The sequence below is a fragment of the Microbulbifer flavimaris genome, from assembly GCF_001641755.2.
GTDB classification, from domain to species: domain Bacteria; phylum Pseudomonadota; class Gammaproteobacteria; order Pseudomonadales; family Cellvibrionaceae; genus Microbulbifer; species Microbulbifer flavimaris.
Genome location: NZ_LRFG02000001.1, coordinates 675,256 through 691,839, shown reverse-complemented (window position 1 = coordinate 691,839; position 16,584 = coordinate 675,256). Strand labels below are relative to the sequence as shown.

At 60.2% G+C, this 16,584-nt stretch carries 12 protein-coding genes; 11 read left to right on the top strand and 1 reads right to left on the bottom strand.

Translation table 11 applies throughout. The annotated features are described in order from the left end of the window. The first annotated feature begins 32 nt into the window (after positions 1 to 32). The 5 genes from tmpT to AWR36_RS03090 all read left to right on the top strand — a co-directional run bounded on the left by tmpT (position 33) and on the right by AWR36_RS03090 (position 5,841). On the top strand, positions 33 to 677 hold the full coding sequence (gene tmpT / locus AWR36_RS03110) for a thiopurine S-methyltransferase (protein WP_067080757.1): 645 nt from the start codon (positions 33 to 35) through the stop codon (positions 675 to 677). Positions 678 to 753: 76 nt separating this feature from the next. Then, positions 754 to 1,212 (top strand): thioredoxin TrxC, encoded by a 459-nt coding sequence (gene trxC / locus AWR36_RS03105; RefSeq protein WP_067080754.1) that lies wholly within the window; start codon positions 754 to 756, stop codon positions 1,210 to 1,212. 81 nt (positions 1,213 to 1,293) lie between these two features. After that, the gene (gene hrpB / locus AWR36_RS03100) at positions 1,294 to 3,843 is read left to right on the top strand and encodes an ATP-dependent helicase HrpB (protein ID WP_067080751.1); all 2,550 of its coding nucleotides are present in this window, start codon (positions 1,294 to 1,296) and stop codon (positions 3,841 to 3,843) included. A 181-nt stretch (positions 3,844 to 4,024) separates the two neighbouring features. Then, the gene (locus tag AWR36_RS03095) at positions 4,025 to 5,017 is read left to right on the top strand and encodes an endo alpha-1,4 polygalactosaminidase (RefSeq protein ID WP_067080747.1); all 993 of its coding nucleotides are present in this window, start codon (positions 4,025 to 4,027) and stop codon (positions 5,015 to 5,017) included. A 77-nt stretch (positions 5,018 to 5,094) separates the two neighbouring features. Then, positions 5,095 to 5,841 (top strand): hypothetical protein, encoded by a 747-nt coding sequence (locus AWR36_RS03090; protein WP_141398462.1) that lies wholly within the window; start codon positions 5,095 to 5,097, stop codon positions 5,839 to 5,841. A 200-nt stretch (positions 5,842 to 6,041) separates the two neighbouring features. Here the strand turns inward: AWR36_RS03090 and nfuA are convergent, their stop codons facing one another. After that, positions 6,042 to 6,644, bottom strand: coding sequence for a Fe-S biogenesis protein NfuA (gene nfuA / locus AWR36_RS03085; RefSeq protein WP_067080741.1), 603 nt, complete (start codon positions 6,642 to 6,644; stop codon positions 6,042 to 6,044). A 352-nt stretch (positions 6,645 to 6,996) separates the two neighbouring features. On the opposite strand from nfuA, the gene metH reads away from it, so the two are divergent. From metH to AWR36_RS03055, 6 genes are all read left to right on the top strand, one after another. Further along, the gene (gene metH / locus AWR36_RS03080; RefSeq protein WP_067080738.1) at positions 6,997 to 10,692 is read left to right on the top strand and encodes a methionine synthase; all 3,696 of its coding nucleotides are present in this window, start codon (positions 6,997 to 6,999) and stop codon (positions 10,690 to 10,692) included. Positions 10,693 to 10,755: 63 nt separating this feature from the next. After that, positions 10,756 to 10,983, top strand: coding sequence for a DUF2970 domain-containing protein (locus tag AWR36_RS03075; protein ID WP_067080735.1), 228 nt, complete (start codon positions 10,756 to 10,758; stop codon positions 10,981 to 10,983). Positions 10,984 to 11,422: 439 nt separating this feature from the next. Continuing rightward, positions 11,423 to 13,084, top strand: coding sequence for a nitrite/sulfite reductase (locus tag AWR36_RS03070; RefSeq protein WP_067080731.1), 1,662 nt, complete (start codon positions 11,423 to 11,425; stop codon positions 13,082 to 13,084). Further along, on the top strand, positions 13,068 to 13,625 hold the full coding sequence (locus AWR36_RS03065; RefSeq protein WP_067080727.1) for a DUF934 domain-containing protein: 558 nt from the start codon (positions 13,068 to 13,070) through the stop codon (positions 13,623 to 13,625). The genes AWR36_RS03070 and AWR36_RS03065 overlap by 17 nt, the downstream gene beginning before the upstream one ends. A gap of 202 nt (positions 13,626 to 13,827) precedes the next feature. Next, on the top strand, positions 13,828 to 15,228 hold the full coding sequence (asnS, locus tag AWR36_RS03060) for an asparagine--tRNA ligase (RefSeq protein ID WP_067080724.1): 1,401 nt from the start codon (positions 13,828 to 13,830) through the stop codon (positions 15,226 to 15,228). A gap of 103 nt (positions 15,229 to 15,331) precedes the next feature. Further along, positions 15,332 to 16,465, top strand: a complete 1,134-nt coding sequence (locus AWR36_RS03055; protein ID WP_067080721.1) for a mechanosensitive ion channel family protein — start codon at positions 15,332 to 15,334, stop codon at positions 16,463 to 16,465. The last annotated feature ends 119 nt before the right edge of the window (positions 16,466 to 16,584 follow it).

Below are 16,584 nucleotides of genomic sequence, written 5' to 3'. Positions count from 1 at the left end.
GCAATAGAGCCATAAACAGAAACGGAACAGATATGGATCCAGAATTCTGGCACCGGCGTTGGCAGGACAATGAAATCGGCTTTCACGAACCCAGGGCCAACCCAGCCCTGGTTCGCAACCTTGAACTACTCGGCCAGCACAAGGGCTCCCGTTTTTTCTTGCCGCTGTGCGGCAAAACCCTTGATATTGGCTGGCTGCTGGGGCGAGGCTTCCAGGTGGCGGGCGCCGAGTTGAGCCAGCTGGCGGTAGAACAACTGTTTGAAGAGCTCGGAGTCAGCCCGGAGGTCTCCGACCTGGGGAAGCTGAAACACTATCGCGCCCCGAACCTGGATATTTTCTGTGGTGACATCTTTGAGCTGAGCTCAGACATACTGGGACCAGTGGACGCCACTTTCGATCGCGCCGCCCTGGTCGCACTACCGCAACAGATGCGCCACCGCTATGTATCGCAATTGGTGGACGTGACTCGGCATGCACCTCAGCTTCTGGTGACCTTTGTCTACGATCAGGCCCTGATGGCGGGTCCGCCGTTTTCGATAGACGATGACGAAGTAAATTGCCGCTACCAGGAGCATTACCAGCTCCGCCTGCTTGAAAGCAAAGCGATTCCCGACGGACTCAAGGGGCTGGTTCCGGCAGAGCAGCACGTGTGGCTACTGCGCCGCCCCGCCACATGAGGCTAGGGTACCCGTAGCTTGAAATTCCCGGCTGCGGGACCAATATTTCTCCCTGTATAACCAGCGAGATCCCACGATGACAGACTCTGCCCCTCTGCAGATCGTTTGCCCCGCCTGTAACGCCGTAAACCGTGTGCCGGGCCACCGACTGGGTGATCGCCCCGTTTGCGGCAAGTGCCGGAGCCCGCTGCTGGGCGGCCACCCTGTCAACGCCACCGATCAGAACTTCAGCCGTTTCATCGAAAAATCTGACCTGCCCGTTGTCGTGGACTTCTGGGCGACCTGGTGCGGACCCTGTCAGCAGTTTGCACCGGTTTTCAGTCAGGTCTCCGGCGAAATGGCGACAAATGCTGTTTTCGTGAAAGTGGATACCCAGGCCAACCAGCAGGCCGCGGCCCAGTACCAGATACGCTCCATCCCAACGCTGATGATCTTCCACCGCGGTCGGGAGCTGGCACGCCTCTCAGGGGCCCTGCCCAAGCCGCAGTTTCAACAGTGGCTGCATCAGCAGCTCGCCTCAACGCAGGCTGTCTAGCATCCACCACCAGCTTTTCACCGCTCCTCAGCCTTCACTCTGGCATCTGATCTCTGGCCGTGAGCCGTTATAATCGCGCTCATGTCAGAACTACCGATCACCCACGTTCTCCCCGAGCTACTTGAGAAGCTGAGCACGCACAGTAACGTGGTCCTGCAGGCCCCGCCCGGCGCCGGTAAAACCACAGCGGTGCCGCTGGCCCTGCTGGATTGTGACTGGCTGCAGGACAGAAAAATCATCATGCTCGAGCCCCGTCGGCTCGCAGCCCGAAGCGCCGCGGTGCGCATGGCCGGGCTACTGAGCGAGTCGGTTGGCCAGACCGTGGGCTACCAGATTCGCGCCGAGCGCAAAGCCAGCGGCAACACTCGTATTCTGGTAGTAACGGAGGGCATTCTCACCCGCCTGCTGCAATCAGATCCCGAGCTGGCCGATACAGCGCTGGTCATCTTTGACGAATTCCATGAACGTAACTTGCAGGGGGACCTGTCGCTGGCCCTTTGCCTGCAATCGCAGGAATACCTTCGGGATGATCTCAAGCTCCTGATCATGTCTGCGACGCTGGAAACGGATGCCGTCGCGGGGTTGCTGGGCAGCGCGCCCGTCGTGACCAGCGAGGGGCGCAGCTATCCGGTGCACATCCATTACCTGCCTCACCGGCAGGTGCCGCAAGACGACCGCCAGATGCCAGCACTGATGACCAGTCAGGTCCTCGCATGGATGGAGCGGGAGAGTGGTAGCCTGCTGGCTTTCCTTCCCGGCGTCGGTGAGATCAGGAAAGTAGAGACACTACTGCGGGAACAGCTCGCGGCGCAGGATGAAATCATCATCGCCCCCCTCTACAGCGACCTCACCAGGGAAAGGCAGGATGCCGCCATTGCCCCGGCACCGCCTGGCAGGCGCAAGATCGTCCTGGCCACCAATGTGGCCGAGACCAGCCTTACCATCGAGGGCATCCGCATCGTCGTCGACTCCGGCTTGATGCGGGAGTCCCGCTTCGACCCGAACACCGGCATGAACCGCCTGGTAACCGCGCAAATCTCCCGCGCCTCTGCTACCCAGCGCAGCGGGCGCGCCGGCCGAGTGAGTGAAGGCGTCAGCGTGCGTCTCTGGAGTGAGTCGCAGCAGGATGCACTCCCGGCAAAAAATACGCCGGAAATCCTGCTCAGTGACCTGGCGCCGTTGATGTTGGAGCTGGCGCAATGGGGCGTACGGCAAGTGGAGGAATTGCGCTGGCTCGACCTGCCCCCGCCCGGAGCCGTCTCCCAGGCCCAGGACTTACTGGAGCAACTAGGTGCGATCGACAGCGATCACCGCATCACGGCTCATGGCTCTGCCATGCTGGCGCTGGGTACCCACCCTCGACTGGCCCATATGATGATCCGCAGCCTCGTCTGGAATCTGGCAGAAGAAGCCTGTCTGCTGGCAGCCCTGCTCTCGGAACGGGATATCTTTCGTGGTGAGGCCCGCTGGGATCGCGATATCCAAAAACGCGTCGATCTGCTCCAGGGCCGATTCAGGGCATCCAGCTTCGATCGCGGCGCCGTGCAACGCATACGTCAGCAGGCCAGGACCTGGCAAAAACAGGTGGAAAAACTCTCGCAGCCAGCGGGCAATGACACCATCGACAAACAGGACCAGATTGGCGTACTGCTGGGCCTGGCCTATCCGGATCGCATCGCCAAAAGCCGCCGCGATCGGGAGCACCGTTTTCTTTTATCAGGAGGCCGCGGGGCACACTTCAGCCACGACGACGACCTGGCACAGGAAGATTACCTGGTCATTGCTGAGCTCGATGGCCAGGGGCGCGATGCCCGCATTCAGTTGGCAGCCCACGTTTCCGAACAGGCCCTGGAGCGGGCATTCCCAGAGCTGATTGTGCAGGAAACCGCCGTTCGCTGGGACGATGCAGCAGGCAGGGCCGTCGCCAGTGAGCGCACTCGCCTCGGACAACTCGTGCTGGCAGAGCGGCCCGCCCGGGACATCTCCCCGACACTGCTGAGCCGCGCCCTGCTGGACGCCGTCCTCCAGAAGGGCTTGCAAACGCTCCCCTGGAGCAAGGAGGCAGACGCACTGCGGGACCGGGTACAGTTTCTTCACAGAGTTGCCGGGGACTATCCGAAACTGCTGGGCGACCTGGCAATACCCGACTGGTCTGGTGAGGCACTGGCCAGCACCCTTGAGGAGTGGTTGCTGCCCCACCTGGCCGGCATGAACAGGCTGGAACAGCTCAAACAACTGGACCTGTTGCGGATCCTGCAGGGGCAGCTGGACTGGCCGCTGCAACAGAAGCTCGACGCGCTGGCACCCAGTCACCTGAGCGTGCCCAGCGGTTCTCGGATCGCCATCGACTACTCGGAGGAGATCCCGATACTGCCGGTGCGCCTGCAGGAAATGTTCGGACAGCAAAAAACACCAGCCATTCTGAGTGGACAATACCCACTGATGGTGCACCTGCTCTCCCCCGCACGGAGGCCGGTACAGGTGACCCGGGACCTGGCCAGCTTCTGGGCCAACACCTATCAGGAGGTGCGCAAGGAATTGCGGATCAAGTACCAGAAGCACTACTGGCCAGATGATCCCGCCTCTGCACAGGCGACCAGCACCACCAAGAAACGAATGCAGGCCCGCTAGCTGAGTGCCCGCCCGGGCAAAGCTGGAGCTCAGGCAGTCCGCCTTTTTCATTGGCACTCTGCTTCCACTTCGAACCAAAACTCGGGCAAGTTCGCGGTTCAGAAGCGTGACCGCAAGCAACGAAACAGCTAGGCTTGGAAGTCAGCCAGGGAAAGCTCCAGAAGAGCCTGAGGGAGGGATCTTGCTCCAGCGCATTACCATTCTGCTGTTACCACTGCTGCTGCTCGCCTGTGACCTGGATGACGTTCCAAGCTTCGTGCCTGAGTCCACGGTTACCAACTATCGCCTGGAGATGCGGGAGCTGGTTCAGGACCTCAGCCGCTACGCCAAGGGTCGGGACCGGGATTTCATTGTCGTGCCCCAGAACGGTGTGGAACTCGTCACTGGCAGTGGCCGGATCAGCGGCACGGTGGAAACAGAGTATCTGGCAGCCCTTGACGGCATCGGCCAACAGGGCGTTTTCTTCGGCCTCGAGATAGCGGACCAGCCCACCCCAAACACAGAATCCGACCGCCTGCGCGCACTGCTCGACATCGCCCGGGACCAGGGTGGCGTGAGGGTCTTCGTAACCGACTTTGCCAGCAGCCAGCGCAACGTCGACGATTCGATCCTGCTGAATGCAGAGGCCGGCTACCTGGGCTTTGCAGCCCCGCAAGTGACGCTGGATACCATTCCGGATTATCCCCCGGAAATCCCGAATACCAATCGTGCCGATATCGAGGACCTGAACTTCGCCCGCAACTTCCTTCATTTGACCAACCCACAGCTGTTTTCAACCGCACAGGAGTTCGTCGATGGGATCGCAGAAACAGACTACGACGTGGTAATTCTGGATTTCTTCTTCAACGGCGAGGCATTTACCAACGAGCAGATCCGGCAACTGCGTTTCAAGGCGAATGGCGGCCGGAGATTGTTACTGGCTTACCTGAGCCTCGGCCAGGCGGAAAGCGACCGCTTTTACTGGCAGAGCTTCTGGCCCGGCAACCCTCCCAACTGGCTGCTGGACGAAGTTTCCGGCTCGCCCGGGAACTACCATGTCCGTTACTGGCTGCAGCCGTGGCGGGATATCCTGTTTGGTGAGACCGGGGACTACGTCGACCGGATAATCGACGCCGGCTTTGACGGTGTGTATCTGGACCATATCGACGAGTTTGAGTATTTCGAGGGGCTTTGATAGCCAATCGGGCGGCCCGCCAATTTATCCGCAAGGGCTCCGGCCAAGATGAATAATTCGGGGAAGGCTCCAACCCCATGAATCATTACTTATCCTTTCTGAGCGTGCTTCTCCTGTGCCTGGTTACATGGACGCTCCCGCGCTGGAAGATTTTTCGGGAGAAGGTACACCCCCCTATCTTGAGCGTTTCCGCGGGAGTGGGCATCTCCTATGTTTTTTTAGTTTTGCTACCAAAGCTGGCCGAAATCCAGTCGGCTATCGATCTGGACTCAGGCACCGATCCGCTCTTACCTGCCGGGCTACATGTCTACCTTGCTGCCCTGGCGGGATTCGTGGTTTTTCTGCTTGTTGCCAAGAAAGATCTCGCTGAGGATCGTCTGGGCTTGGGACAGAAACCGTCTGGCACCACACTGTTGGTCGCCAGTGTCTTCGGTCTGTACAACGCACAGATCGGATTCCTCCTGGGTGACTGGCCGTTCGCCTCGCTGCTCGGCTATTTTGGGCTGACATTTGCCTTTGGGATGCATTTCATCGGTATCAATTACCACCTCTGGAAGCATTACCCCAGACGCTATTGCCGCTACTTCCGTGGGATTTTTTCCCTGTGCCTGATGCTGGGCTGGCTTGCGGCCTTCCTTTCAGATCAGCTCGGGCCGGTCTTCAAGTTTTCAACCCTGTTTGTTGTGGGGGGAATTATCATCACCGCGATACGGGAAGAAATACCGCCAAAGGAAGCAGCCAACATCCCCTATTTCCTGCTTACCGTCACAGCCACCAGCCTGTTTATCGTCTTCACCGAGATACTGCTGGCACGTGGGCAATGAGTTCGAGATTCTATGACCCCCGACTTCGACATCCCCGGTGCTTGCCTGTCACTTCATGCACGTCCACAAGCAGAGGCGCTCATAAGTCCGATACAACGGCCAGCACCCTACTGTCACTGCAGCTGCCAAAAACGCCTTGCCGTATGGGCAATAAAAAAGGCGAGCCATTGGCTCGCCCTTCTATTCCTGATCTCGAAAGATCAGTAATACGCCTGGGACTTATCGGTATGGTCCGTGATGTCCTTCACCCCAGCCACTTCCGGTACCTTCTCTTTCAAAGTCTTCTCCACGCCCTCTTTCAGGGTCATGTCGACCATGCCGCAGCCCTGGCAACCACCGCCGAATTTCAATACCGCGTAGTTGTCTTCGGTGAACTCCACCAGGCTCACCTGGCCGCCGTGGGCGGCGAGGCCCGGGTTGATCTCGTTGTAGAGGACATAATTGATGCGGTCTTCGATGGGACTGTCATCGGTAATCTTGGGCATGCGCGAATTGGGTGCGCGAATGGTCAGCTGGCCACCCATCTTGTCGGATGAGTAGTCGACCCGGGCCTCATCGAGGTAGGGCACGGAGCGACCCTCGAAGTACGCCTTGAAGCCGTTGAGCTCCATTTCGACGTCGCCTTCCTGCTCCTCGCCGGGACGGCAGTAGGCAATGCAGGTTTCAGCGTTGGGAGTGCCGGGGCTGGACACAAACATGCGGATCGCGATCCCCTCGCAATCCTGCTTCTCCAGCAGCTCCCGCAGATACTCCTGCGCGGACTCAGTGATGGTGACGTTCAGTTCGGAAGACTGCTCAGACATATCGCTTCTCAAATAACCGAGTTTCTTTGTCGGGTATTTTACTCCGACTTGCAGGCAAGTTAAACCACCCTCCCCTATGCTCCCCTATCCCAGCTGCCCATACTCCTGGAAGATAACCAGGCCCGGAGGTGGAACGGGCACGGCAAAAGCTGCATTTTCGCCAATAAGGGCTTTATTGGGACGAAAATCACGCTAAATCCTTTGCAAAAAACCTGTATTGTCGTTTTGCAACGACTTTGCGGCTGAAGTTCACTGAGCCCACGGAACCCCTGTGGAGTGATAAGATAGCCGCCCTCTCGAACCCAACCATTCGAATTAAACGAACAGCAATAAATGGCTTAAGGAATCGCCCATGTCCCAGCAGTCCCGCAGCGAACGCCTCCAGCAGCTTCATGCCGCCCTCGCCGACCGTATCCTGATCCTGGATGGTGGTATGGGAACCATGATTCAGCGGCAGAAACTGCAGGAAGCGGATTACCGCGGCGACCGCTTTGGCGATTTTCCAAGCGACCTGAAGGGCAACAACGACCTCCTCAGCATCACAAAGCCCGAACTGATCGAGCGACTGCATCGGGAATACCTGGAGGCGGGTGCCGACATCATCGAGACCAATACCTTCAACTCGACCCGACTCTCCCAGGCGGACTACGACCTGGAGGACCTGGTACCGGAACTGAACCGGGCCGCCGCCGAGGTGGCACGTCGCGCGGCCGATGCAGCGGCAACGCCGGACAAACCGCGCTGGGTTGCGGGAGTGGTTGGCCCAACCTCCCGCACCGCCAGCATCTCTCCGGATGTCAACGATCCGGGGGCACGCAATGTGACCTTCCAGCAGCTGGTGGACAACTATGTGGAGGCAGGACGCGCTTTGGTCGAGGGCGGCTGTGACCTGATCCTGATCGAGACCATCTTCGATACCCTGAACGCCAAGGCTGCCATCTACGCCCTGCAGCAGTTGTTCGAGGAGCTGGGTTTCGAGTTGCCGATCATGATTTCCGGCACCATTACCGACGCCTCCGGCCGCACCCTGTCCGGCCAGACCACCGAGGCCTTTTACTATTCCGTCGCGCACGCCAAGCCCCTGAGTGTCGGCCTGAACTGCGCCCTGGGCGCCACTGAGCTGCGCCCCTACATTGAGGCGCTCTCCGGTGTCTGCGCCGAGCATGTCTCTGCCCACCCCAATGCGGGGCTGCCAAACGAGTTCGGTGAATACGACGAGACACCGGAAGAGACCGCAGCGATCGTGGCGGAATTTGCCCGCAGCGGCTTTATCAATATTCTCGGCGGCTGCTGTGGCACTACCCCGGAACACATTGACGCCATCGCCCGCGCGGTTGCCGACGTGTCACCGCGCAAAACGCCGGACATCAAACCTGCCCTGCGCCTGTCGGGCCTGGAACCGTTCGTTGCCGATGAGAACTCCCTGTTCGTCAACGTGGGCGAACGCTGCAACGTCACTGGTTCGGCCCGCTTCAAGCGCCTGATCCTCGAGGAAGACTACGACACTGCCCTCGAAGTCGCCGCCCAGCAGGTGGAAGACGGTGCCCAGGTGATCGACTTCAACATGGACGAAGCGATGCTCGACTCGGTCGCCGCCATGCGCCGCTTCCTTAACCTGGCCGCCACTGAACCGGAAATCGCCAAAGTCCCTTTCATGGTGGACTCGTCCAAGTGGGAGGTGATCGAGGCCGGCCTGCAATGTATCCAGGGCAAACCCATCGTCAACTCCATCAGTCTCAAGGAGGGTGAAGAGGACTTCATCGACAAGGCACGTTTGTGCCTGCGCTACGGTGCGGCCGTGGTGGTCATGGCTTTCGATGAGGACGGCCAGGCGGACACCTTCGCCCGCAAGCGTGAAATCTGTGAGCGCAGCTACCGCGTTCTGGTGGACAAGGTTGGCTTCAACCCCAGCGATATCATTTTCGATCCGAATATCTTCGCGGTCGCCACCGGTATCGATGAGCATAACAACTACGCGGTGGACTTCATCGAGGCCACCCGCTGGATCCGCGAGAACCTGCCGGGAGCGCAGGTGAGTGGCGGCGTCTCGAATGTGTCTTTCTCATTCCGCGGCAACAATCCCGTACGGGAGGCCATTCATTCCGTCTTCCTTTACCACGCCATCAAGTCCGGGCTGAATATGGGTATCGTCAACGCCGGCCAGCTGGCGGTCTACGACGACCTGCCGGATGAGCTGCGCGAGCGGGTCGAGGATGTGATTCTGAACAAGCGCCTCGACGGTACCGAGCGCCTGCTGGAAATCGCCGACAAGTACCGCGGCGACGGCGGCGGCCAGGCTCGCAAGGAAGATCTCAGCTGGCGCGAGTGGCCGGTCAACAAGCGCCTGGAGCACGCTCTGGTCAAGGGCATCACCACCTACATCGAGGACGACACCGAGCAGGCCCGTGAGCAGGCATCGCGTCCGCTGGACGTGATCGAAGGGCCCCTGATGGATGGCATGAACGTGGTGGGCGACCTGTTCGGAGAGGGCAAGATGTTCCTGCCCCAGGTGGTCAAGTCAGCGCGGGTCATGAAGCAGGCGGTGGCGTACCTGCAGCCCTACATCGAGGCAGAGAAGACCGTCGACAGCAAACCCAATGGCCGCATCCTGATGGCCACCGTCAAGGGTGACGTGCATGACATCGGCAAGAACATCGTCGGCGTGGTTCTCGCCTGCAATAATTTCGAGGTGATCGACCTGGGTGTGATGGTACCGGCGGAAAAGATTCTGCAGACGGCCAGAGAGCGCGACTGCGACATTATCGGTCTCTCCGGTCTTATCACCCCCTCACTGGACGAGATGGTTCATGTGGCTGCGGAGATGGAGCGGCAGGGCTTCGATATCCCCCTGCTGATCGGCGGCGCGACCACTTCCAAGGCCCATACCGCAGTAAAAATCGACCCGGAATATCGCCGCAACCAGGTAGTGTACGTGGCGGATGCCTCACGGGCGGTGGGTGTAGCCAGCAACCTGCTTTCCGACGATCACCGCCCGGCATTTGTCGCCAGCCTGCAGGAAGAATACGAGAAGGTCCGTCACCGCACGGCGAACCGCAGGCGCAATGACAAACGCCTCAGCTACGAGGAAGCTTTTGCCGCAGCGCCCGAGTTCGACTGGCAGAATTACGAGCCACCGATGCCCCGCAAAGTGGGGGTCACCGTCATTGATGACTTCCCCCTGGAGAAACTGGTGGACACCATCGACTGGACGCCATTCTTCATCTCCTGGGATTTGGCCGGCAAATACCCCGCCATCCTCAATGATGATGTGGTCGGCGAAGCGGCCACCGATCTGTTCAAGAACGCGCAGCTGATGCTGCAGGAGATCATCGACAAGAAACTGCTCAGGGCGCGGGCGGTGATCGGCCTGTGGCCCGCCAACAGCGAGGGCGACGATATCGTCGTCTACGCAGACGAAGGCCGCACCGAAGAGCTTGCCCGCCTGCACCAGATGCGCCAGCAGGTACAGAAACTCGGCGGTGATGGCCTGTGTCGCTCGCTGGCAGACTTCGTGGCACCAGCGCACTCTGGCATTGGTGACTATGTCGGCGGCTTCGCAGTCACCACCGGTATTGGTGCCGACGAGCTGGCGGCAAAGTACGAGGCCGCACACGACGACTACAACGCCATCATGGTGAAGGCGCTGGCGGACCGTCTGGCGGAATCCCTGGCCGAGTACCTGCACAGGCAGGTGCGCACCGATTACTGGGGCTATGCCCCGGAAGAGACGCTTTCCAACGACGACCTTATCCGGGAGAAATACCAGGGCATCCGCCCTGCCCCCGGGTACCCGGCGTGCCCGGACCACACGGAAAAAGCCACCCTGTTCAAGCTCCTGGGGGCCGAGGAGAACGCGGGCATCAACCTGACCTCCCACTTTGCCATGATGCCGGCCGCATCGGTCAGCGGCTGGTACTTCGCCCACCCGGAGGCAAGGTACTTCAACGTGGGTAAAATCGGCCGCGACCAGCTGGAGAGCCTTGCGCAGCGCAAGGGGCTCGGCGTGGATGAGCTGGCGCGGTGGCTGCGGCCCAACCTGGAAGACTGAGATCAGAGACAGAGATGGCTGCACCCCACCATTTTTAGGGTGCATCGCCACAGGGATGCGAGCATGAATAACGATAAACAGCGCGAGCAGGAACCTGGCCGGCCCGGGTTCTTACATGTGGTGTTCAGCACACTGGCTGCGGCCATCGGTGTGCAGAGCAACAAAAACCGGGAGCGGGATTTCAAAAGCGGCAGTATCAAAGCCTACATTGCCGCAGGCCTCATATTCACCACACTGTTCGTGCTGACACTGGTGCTGGTTGTGAGGACCGTGCTGGAGAGAATGGGCTGAGGGGAGAGCCTGGATACGGCTTTGCCCGGGACGACTTTGCTCCGGGCGCCGGTCTGTCTTACTGGCTGGCGACCCAGTAAACACAGGTGACGACAAAAATGGCCACCAGGGCCACGGCGGCAAAGGCGTCTGCCGCGTTATCACTTTCAGTGGATACAACTACCTTCTCATTCATCGAAAGACTCCGATTGCCGATTATTCTTATGGTGTGTAGTTGGCCGTCGTGAAACGGTCAATCAAGTAGAGCAAATCCCCCAAAACCACGCAAGCGCCCCTATCACTCACGCACAACTTTCTTATAACCATTGGTTTCTAACTTAGCAAAAAATATTGTTATTTTTTGCATAAGCCCACTGGTATGTTAGGCGCCACTGGAGAATCCGCAGCACTATTAGCCGGCGCTGGGGATCCGCGCAAAAAGCAATGGAATCAAGCTGTTATGTACCGATACGACGACCGGGACCGCACCATCATCAGCGAGCGGGTGGCACAGTTCCGCGACCAGACGGCCCGCTACCTGGCCGGTGAACTCAGCGAGGAAGAATTTCTGCCCCTGCGCCTGCAGAACGGCCTCTACATCCAGCGCCTTGCCCCGATGCTGCGCGTCGCGATCCCCTACGGCTTGCTGAATAGCGCCCAACTGCGCCGCCTGGCCCGCATCAGCCGCGACTACGACAAGGGCTATGCCCATTTCACCACCCGGCAGAACCTGCAGTTCAACTGGCCGCAACTGGAAGACGTGCCGGCAATCCTCGCCGAGCTGGCCGAGGTGGAAATGCATGCAGTGCAGACCAGCGGCAACTGTATCCGCAACACGACCTCCGACCCCTACGCCGGCGTGGCCCGGGACGAAATCGCAGACCCGCGTCCCTACTGTGAACTGATCCGCCAGTGGTCCACCTTTCACCCTGAATTCGCGTTCCTGCCGCGCAAATTCAAAATCGCCGTCAATGGTGCCCAGGCCGATCGCGCCGCCATTCGCGTGCACGATATCGGCGTGCAGATTGTGGAGCAGGACGGAGAGATCGGCTTCGCCATCTACGTTGGTGGCGGCCAGGGCCGTACACCCGTCATCGCCGAGCGAATTCGCGAGTTCCTGCCCGAGGAAGACCTGCTGTCCTACCTGGAAGCCATCGTTCGGGTTTACAACCAGCTGGGACGCCGCGACAACAAGTACAAGGCGCGAATCAAGATCCTGGTGAAAGCGCTGGGTGCGGAAGAGTTTGCCGCACGCGTGGAGCGGGAGTGGGAGCAGATCAGGGACGGGGTCGACCGACTGACGCCGGAGGCGCTCACCTGGGCCAAGTCCTTTTTTACCGCCCCGGAGTACAAGGTGCTCGACAGCACTGACAGCGACGCCGCACTGGCAGCCGAGGCCAGCGAAGACAAAGCATTCGCCCGCTGGCTGGAGCGCAACACGTTCCGTCACCGGGTACCCGGCTACCGAGCGGTCAAGCTCTCCACCAAGCCGACCGGTGTCCCGCCGGGCGACGTCACCGACCGGCAACTGGAGGCGATCGCCGACCTGGCCGACGAGTTCAGCTTTGGCGAAGCGCGCATCACCCACGACCAGAACGCTGTCTTGGCAGATGTGGAACAGGGGAACCTGAAAGCGCTCTGGCAGGCAGCACGCAAGCACGGCTTTGCCACGCCCAATATCGGCACGCTCACCGATATGATCTGCTGCCCCGGGGGCGACTACTGCTCTCTGGCCAACGCCAAGTCCATCCCGGTGGCCGAGGCCATCCAGCGTCGCTTTGACGACATGGATTACCTGTACGACCTGGGCGACCTGAACCTCAACATCTCCGGCTGCATGAATGCCTGCGGTCACCACCATGTGGGCCATATCGGTATTCTCGGCGTGGACAAAAAAGGCGAGGAGTTCTACCAGATCCAGCTGGGCGGCAGCTCTAGCGAGAGCGCCAGCCTGGCCAAAGTCCTGGGCCCCAGCTTCTCTCGCGCCGAGGTTCCGGATGTAATCGGCAGGATCCTGGACCTGTACGTGGAGCTGCGCCACCCCGACGAATTGTTCGTCGACACCTATCACCGCATCGGCCTGCAGCCGTTTAAGGAAAAAGTCTATGCCAAAGCCAGCTAAAGCCCAGGCGCCGCAGCCGGAAAACCCGCAACAGCTGATCCTCGACGGCGCGGTGGTGAACAACGAGTGGCACCTGATACCCAGTGATGAGAGTGCAGCGGACCTGAGCGCCGCCACACTGGCAAGCGGCAGGCTCATGCTGCCCCTGGCGGTATGGCAGGAACTGCGGGGTGAGCTGACCGACCGCAAGAGCGAGATCGGTGTGTGGCTCGACAGCGATGAGACCGCAGACCTGCTCGGTGAAGCTGCCTGTGAGTTGCCGCTGATAGCCGTGCACTTTCCCGCGTTCGCGGACGGGCGCGGCTTCACCACCGGCCGACTGCTGCGTGAGCGCTACGGATTTGCCGGTGAACTGCGTGCCATCGGTAATTTTATGCGCGACCAGCTCAGCTACCTGAGCCGCTGCGGGTTCAACGCCTTTGCCTACCAGGGGGATCAGTCTCTGGAGGAACTGCTGAAGTCACTGCGGGACTTCAGCCAGAGCTATCAGGCTGCCGTGGACCAGCCAGAGCCCCTGTTCCGCCGACGCGGACTGGCCTGAGCCGGACCTGATCCGGTCCCCCCGGGGCCGGATCCCCTTCCCTTTCTGACCGGGGCACCCCCGACCCCGCTCTTACCCCCTCTCGACTGCTCTCCGGGGCTGGATTTCCGCTGCTCAAAACGTCAATATGCCCGCGTCATTCACCGACAGCGGCTTGCGTATAAACTGAGCAATCCGCCGTGAATTCAGGTAAGCGAGAACAATGCAAGTTGAATCCGTAGATTCCCTTTTGAAATCCTCCGGCCGTGAGGGCTCTGAGGCCCGCATTCAGGGCTGGATCCGAACCCGACGCGACTCCAAGGCCGGCCTGTCCTTTCTCGCCGTGCACGACGGCAGCTGCTTCGACCCGATCCAGGTGGTCGTCGAAGCCAATATCAGCAACTATGAAACCGAGGTGTTGAGACTGACCACCGGCTGTGCCGTGGATATCGTCGGCACCCTGAAGCAATCCGAGGGCAAGGGCCAGGCCATCGAGCTGCTGGCCAGTGAAGTGCATGTCGTTGGCTGGGTCGAGGACCCGGACACCTACCCCATGTCCCCCAAGCGCCACACCATGGAGCACCTGCGCGAGCACGCCCACCTGCGCCCGCGCACCAATGTCAGTGGTGCCGTCGCCCGCGTGCGCAACTGCATCGCCCAGGCAATTCACCGCTTCTTCCATGAAAACGGTTTCCTGTATGTGCACACGCCGATCATCACTGCTTCGGACTGTGAGGGTGCAGGCGAGATGTTCCGGGTAAGCACCCTGGATCTCGAAAACCTGCCGCGCACTGACAAGGGCGAAATCGACTTCAACAAGGATTTCTTCGGTGAGGAAACCTTCCTGACCGTATCCGGCCAGCTGAACGTCGAGAGCTACTGCCTGGCCATGTCCAAGGTGTACACCTTTGGCCCCACCTTCCGCGCCGAGAACTCCAATACCACCCGCCACCTGGCGGAGTTCTGGATGGTGGAACCGGAGATCGCTTTCGCCGATCTCGCGGATGTCGCCAACCTTTCCGAAAAGATGCTCAAGTACGTCTTCAAGGCAGTACTGGAGGAGCGCCCGGATGACATGGCGTTCTTTGCCCAGCGCATCGATAAGGAGGCGATCAGCCGTCTCGAGAACATCATTGACAACGACTTCGCCCGCATCAATTACTCCGAGGCCATCGAGATCCTGGAGAAGTGCAAGGAGAAATTCGAATTCCCGGTTTCCTGGGGAATCGACCTGGCGTCCGAGCACGAACGCTATCTGGCCGAGAAACACTTCAAGAAGCCGGTGATCGTCATGAACTACCCGAAGGACATCAAGGCCTTCTATATGCGCATGAACGATGACGGCAATACCGTAGCGGCCATGGACGTGCTGGCCCCGGGCATCGGCGAGATCATCGGTGGCTCCCAGCGGGAAGAGCGGCTGGACAAGCTGGATGCGCGGATGGACGAGATGGACATCCCCAAAGAGCACCTGGACTGGTACCGGGACCTGCGCCGCTATGGCACCGTCCCCCACGCCGGCTTCGGGCTGGGCTTTGATCGCATCGTTTCCTATGTCACTGGCATGGGCAACATCCGCGATGTGATTCCATTCCCCCGCACCCCGAAAAACGTGGCATTTTAAGGTCACACCAGGTCAGCGGGCCGGACATTACTCCGGCCCGTGCCTGAAGTACTCTCGTGGTACGCTCGGCTTTTGAGCCGGCTGAAAAGGAATTCGGCATTCGATGAACAGCGACAATGCGGAAGCACAGGCCGGGGGATGGCAAGCGATTCTCCCTGAGCGCCTGCAACCCATCGCGGACTTGCTTCAGCAGTATCCCCTCCTCGGGGCTGCAGCGATTCTGCTCATCACTCTCATCATTGCCCTGATCTGCCGGTTTGTCGTATTCAGGCAATTGCGGCGGTGGCTGCCATCGGACCGTACCGGTCCCGGCGCAACGCTACTCGTCCAGCTGCAGCGCCCGGTCTTCACCACCATTCTCTGCCTGGGCCTGATCGCAGCCCACAAGCTGCTGACCGCCGACGGCGGTGTCGGGGTTGTCTCGAGCCTATTGTCCACAGTCATACTGGTCAGCTGGATACGCATGCTTTTCCTGCAGTGCGGGACACTGCTGCAGGTGATCAGTAAAAAGTCCGCCCGCTTTTCCCTGATCGACCAGCGGGCGATTCCCCTGCTCGACCTCTCCTGCAAGTTGCTGGTCATCCTGTTTGGCAGTTATGCGCTGCTGCTGATTTGGGGTATCAATCCCCTGGGCTGGCTGGCTTCTGCGGGAGTTATCGGTATCGCCGTGGGTTTCGCGGCCAAAGACACCCTGGCCAACCTGTTCTCCGGCTTTTTTATCCTCGCCGATGCTCCGTACAAGGTCGGTGACTACGTCAACCTAGACAGCGGCGAGCGCGGCCGGGTCACCCAGATTGGCCTGCGCAGCACCCGGCTGATGACCCGCGACGATGTAGAAATCACGCTCCCCAATTCCCTGATCGCCAATGGCAAGATCATCAATGAAAGCGGTGGCCCGAGTGCAGCGATCCGGGTCACCATCCCTGTTGGTGTTGCCTACGGTTCTGACGTCGACGAGGTTTGCGACATCCTCCTGAATGTGGCCCTGGAGCACACGGAGCTGGTCGCGTCACCGGAGCCAAGAGTGCGCATGCGGGGCTTCGGCGCATCGAGCCTGGACTTCGAATTGCTGGTCTGGATCGAGCTCCCCGAGGACCGGGGGCGGATCCGCCACGAGCTTCTATTGGCAATCTACAAGAGCCTGGCGGCACACAGGGTCGAGATCCCCTACGCCAAATCTGATGTCTACATCAAGGAACTGCCATCCCTGCAGGCCGGCCGGACCGAGCCACAGTAACCGGCCCCGCAGGGCGTGTTGCGAACTGCTGCCGTGGACGGCGGCATCCCCGACGTGCCATGCCTTACCCACACCCGGTATTGGCAGTATTGCCTGCGGACCGCAGCCGACACCGGCGT

Coding starts and splice junctions, on each gene's coding strand:
- tmpT (WP_067080757.1), top strand. CDS start 33: ATGGATCCAGAATTCTGGCACCGGCGTTGGCAGGACAATGAAATCGGC.
- trxC (WP_067080754.1), top strand. CDS start 754: ATGACAGACTCTGCCCCTCTGCAGATCGTTTGCCCCGCCTGTAACGCC.
- hrpB (WP_067080751.1), top strand. CDS start 1,294: ATGTCAGAACTACCGATCACCCACGTTCTCCCCGAGCTACTTGAGAAG.
- AWR36_RS03090 (WP_141398462.1), top strand. CDS start 5,095: ATGAATCATTACTTATCCTTTCTGAGCGTGCTTCTCCTGTGCCTGGTT.
- nfuA (WP_067080741.1), bottom strand. CDS start 6,644: ATGTCTGAGCAGTCTTCCGAACTGAACGTCACCATCACTGAGTCCGCG.
- metH (WP_067080738.1), top strand. CDS start 6,997: ATGTCCCAGCAGTCCCGCAGCGAACGCCTCCAGCAGCTTCATGCCGCC.
- AWR36_RS03075 (WP_067080735.1), top strand. CDS start 10,756: ATGAATAACGATAAACAGCGCGAGCAGGAACCTGGCCGGCCCGGGTTC.
- AWR36_RS03070 (WP_067080731.1), top strand. CDS start 11,423: ATGTACCGATACGACGACCGGGACCGCACCATCATCAGCGAGCGGGTG.
- AWR36_RS03065 (WP_067080727.1), top strand. CDS start 13,068: ATGCCAAAGCCAGCTAAAGCCCAGGCGCCGCAGCCGGAAAACCCGCAA.
- asnS (WP_067080724.1), top strand. CDS start 13,828: ATGCAAGTTGAATCCGTAGATTCCCTTTTGAAATCCTCCGGCCGTGAG.
- AWR36_RS03055 (WP_067080721.1), top strand. CDS start 15,332: ATGAACAGCGACAATGCGGAAGCACAGGCCGGGGGATGGCAAGCGATT.